Source organism: Achromobacter maghribensis (assembly GCF_057334215.1).
On record NZ_JBHFII010000015.1, the window covers coordinates 22,283 to 26,120 of the forward strand.

A 3,838-nucleotide genomic window follows, 5' to 3' on the forward strand; every position below is an offset into this window, starting at 1 on the left:
GGGGGGGGCGCCGCGGCATCATCGCGGCCAGCGTGTTGTTTGCGCTGGCCGCGTTGTTATTCGTGCTGGACCGCCTGTATCCGCTTCCCGCCATCGACTCGGGCGGAGCGGCCGTCGTCGTCGCCGCCGACGGCACGCCGCTGCGCAACTATCCCAGCCGGGATGGCATCTGGCGCTACCCGGTCAAGCCGGCGCAGGTGTCACCCAGCTATCTGGACACCTTGCTGACTTATGAGGACCGCTGGTTCTATTGGCACCCGGGCGTGAACCCGGTGGCGCTCGCGCGCGCGGGCTGGCAATGGGCCACCAACCGCCGCATTGTGTCGGGTGGATCCACATTGACGATGCAGGTTGCGCGGCTGATCGATCCGCAGCTGGCGGGCAAGCCGTCGCGGTCGATGTCCGCGAAACTGCGCCAGGCCTGGCGCGCCGTGCAGTTGGAAATGCACTACAGCAAGGACGAGATCCTGTCGCTGTATCTGACGCATGCGCCGATGGGCGGGATCGTGGAAGGCGTGGAAATGGGGTCGCGCCTGTGGCTGGGCAAGCCGGCCCGCGACCTGAGTCCGGCCGAGGCCGCCATGCTGACCGCCTTGCCGCAGGCGCCGTCGCGCTTGCGGCCCGATCGGCATCCCGAAGCTGCCCAGGCCGCCCGCGACAAAGTGCTGGACCGGATGGCCGAACTGGGCCGTTGGACGCCGGCCGAGGTCGCCGACGCCAAGATCGAAACCGTGATTGCGCCGCCGTTGCGGTCGCGTTGGCTGGCGCCGCTTGCCGCCCAGCGACTGTTGCAGGAGGCGGGCGGCCGATCGGCCAGGCGCCGTCCGGGGGATCGCCCGCCGCTGGTGGCTTCCACGCTGGACGCGGATATGCAGGCATCCGTGGAACGTATGTTGCTGGACCGCGTCGATAGCCTCCCGCCCAAGGTGTCGATGGCCGTTCTGGTCATGGACAACGACACGCTGGAGGTCAAGGCTTACGCAGGATCGGCCGATTTTTCCGACGATACCCGTTATTCCCATGTGGATATGGTGCGCGGCGTGCGTTCGCCGGGTTCTACTCTGAAGCCGTTTTTGTATGCGCAGGCGCTGGATGAAGGCCTGATCCATTCCGAAAGCCTGCTGATCGACGCCCCCATGTCGTTTGGCGGCTACGCGCCGGGTAACTTCCAGGCGGCTTTTTCGGGCCCGATCAGTGTGTCGCAAGCGCTGCAGCGGTCGTTGAACGTGCCCGCCGTCGACCTGCTGGACCGCGTCGGACCCGTCAGTTTCGCCTCGGCAATGGCGGCGGGCGGTGTCCGGTTACGTTTGCCTGCCGGTGCAGCACCAAATTTGAGCTTGATTTTGGGCGGGGGTGGCACCACATTGGAAGAACTGGTCGGTGCTTATCGGGCGCTGGCCCGGGAGGGGATCTCTGGCCGGCCGCGCCTGCGGGCGGAGCAGCCTAGGGTCGAGTCCCGTATGATGAGTGCTGGAGCCGCCTGGATTGTCCGCGATATCCTGGAAGGCGGCGGGCATCCCGACCGGCCTTTCTACCAGTCGGGCAGCCCGGCGCGGCGGCTGGCCTGGAAAACCGGGACCAGCTTCGGATTCCGGGACGCCTGGGCGATCGGAGTGACCGACAGATGGACGCTTGGCGTCTGGGTCGGCCGCCCGGATGGCACGCCGAACCCCGGATTTTTCGGGGCGAATGTGGCGGCGCCGCTACTGCAGGATATTGTGGCGGCGTTACCGGAAGGGGCGCAGCAGGTGCGCAGCCGGCCCGAAACGGTGCAGGCGGCAGTCACATGTTGGCCATTGGGTTACAGGCTGGGCAGCGTGCCCTCGGGGGAATGCCCTGAACAGCGCGCGGCCTGGCTGTTGAATGATACGGCGCCGCCGTCATTTGCCGGCTACGCCGACGCCACGCAGGGGCCTTTGCGCCTGGGCGGCGTCGCGAACGGCTCGGTGCTGCGGCCCGTGCCGGGCAGCCGGCAGGTGGCGCTGGATGTGGATGTGCAGGGCGCCGAAGGCGAAGTATGGTGGATGCTAGACGGGCGCGTGGTGAATCACGGCGCGTCGAGTCATCCGTTTAAATTGGTGCTGGCGCAAGACGGCCGGTATACGCTCACCGTCATGGACACACAAGGCCGCCACGATAGAGTGGTTTTTGAAATCGCTGGCGTTACGCCATGATCGGCATAGAATATGAATCGTGTATTTGACCGCTTCGATGCAATACGGAGGAAGCGTGATTTCTCAAGAGCTTGAAGTCAGCCTGCATATGGCTTTCGTCGAGGCCCGTTCGGCCCGACATGAATTTATTACCGTCGAGCACCTGCTGTTGGCACTGCTCGATAACGCTTCGGCTGTCGAGGTTCTGCGCGCTTGCGCGGCGAACCTGGACGACTTGCGCCGCAACCTGCGCCAGTTCGTCTCGGAGAACACGCCCGTGATCCCCAGCGGCGCCGAGGTCGACACGCAGCCGACGCTGGGCTTCCAACGCGTGATTCAACGCGCGATCATGCATGTTTCCGCAGGCGGCACCGGCAAGAAGCCGGTCACCGGCGCGAATGTGCTGGTGGCCATATTCGGCGAAAAGGACTCCCACGCTGTGTATTACCTGCAACAGCAGGGCGTGACACGGCTGGATGTGGTCAATTTCCTGTCGCATGGCATTACCAAACAGCCCCAGGTGGAGTCCGCCGCCGTGCAGAAAGAGCAGCAGACCAATGGTGAAGAGCAGGGCGAATCGCGTCAGTCGCCACTGGATCAGTACGCCACCGACCTGAATGCCGCCGCGTTGGCGGGGCGCATCGATCCCCTGATCGGGCGCGAGCACGAAGTCGAGCGCGTGATCCAGGTGCTGTGCCGCCGCCGCAAGAACAACCCGCTGCTGGTCGGCGAGGCCGGTGTGGGCAAGACCGCCATCGCCGAAGGCCTGGCCTGGCGCATCACGCGTGGTGAAGTGCCCGAAATCCTGCAGGCGGCCCAGGTCTTTTCTCTGGACATGGGTGCGCTGCTGGCTGGCACCAAGTACCGCGGCGATTTCGAACAGCGCCTGAAGGGCGTGCTCAAGCAGATCCGCGGCAACCCTGATGCGATCCTGTTCATCGATGAAATCCACACACTGATCGGCGCCGGTTCGGCGTCGGGCGGCACGCTGGACGCGTCCAACCTGCTGAAGCCGGCCCTGTCTTCCGGGCAGCTCAAGTGCATCGGCGCAACCACGTATACCGAATATCGCGGCGTCTTCGAAAAAGACCACGCGCTGTCGCGGCGGTTCCAGAAAATCGACGTGCCGGAGCCCAGCGTCGAGCAGACCGTGCAGATCCTGCGCGGGCTGAAGAGCCGCTTCGAAGAACACCACAGCGTGCGCTACTCGGCTGCGGCCTTGTCGGCGGCTGCCGAATTGTCCGCGCGCTTCATCAATGACCGTCATCTGCCCGACAAGGCCATCGACGTGATCGACGAAGCCGGCGCCGCACAGCGCCTGCTGCCGCGTTCGCGCCAGAAGAAGGTGATCGGCAAGGTGGACATCGAAAACATCGTGTCCAAGATTGCCCGTATTCCGCCGCAGTCTGTTTCCAACGACGACCGCAGCAAGCTGGCCACGCTGGACCGCGACCTGAAAACGGTCGTGTTCGGCCAGGATGGCGCCATCGACGCGCTGGCCGCCGCCATCAAGATGGCGCGCTCGGGCCTGGGCAAGCCGGAAAAGCCGATCGGCGCCTTCCTGCTGTCGGGTCCCACCGGTGTGGGCAAGACCGAAGTGGCGCGCCAGCTGGCGTTCACGCTTGGGGTCGAGCTGCTGCGTTTCGACATGTCGGAATACATGGAACGCCATGCCGTGTCGCGCC

Annotated in this window: 2 protein-coding genes; both read left to right on the forward strand. The window is 65.2% G+C overall.

Annotation, left to right across the window (positions count from 1 at the left end; genetic code table 11):
* Positions 1–2,174, forward strand: a 2,174-nt coding sequence (gene pbpC / locus ACE039_RS06310; RefSeq protein ID WP_485821944.1) for a penicillin-binding protein 1C, incomplete at its 5' end; no start/stop codon positions are given.
* A 55-nt stretch (positions 2,175–2,229) separates the two neighbouring features.
* Positions 2,230–3,838 (forward strand): Clp protease N-terminal domain-containing protein (locus tag ACE039_RS06315; protein WP_485820919.1); only part of this gene is annotated, 1,609 nt, incomplete at its 3' end.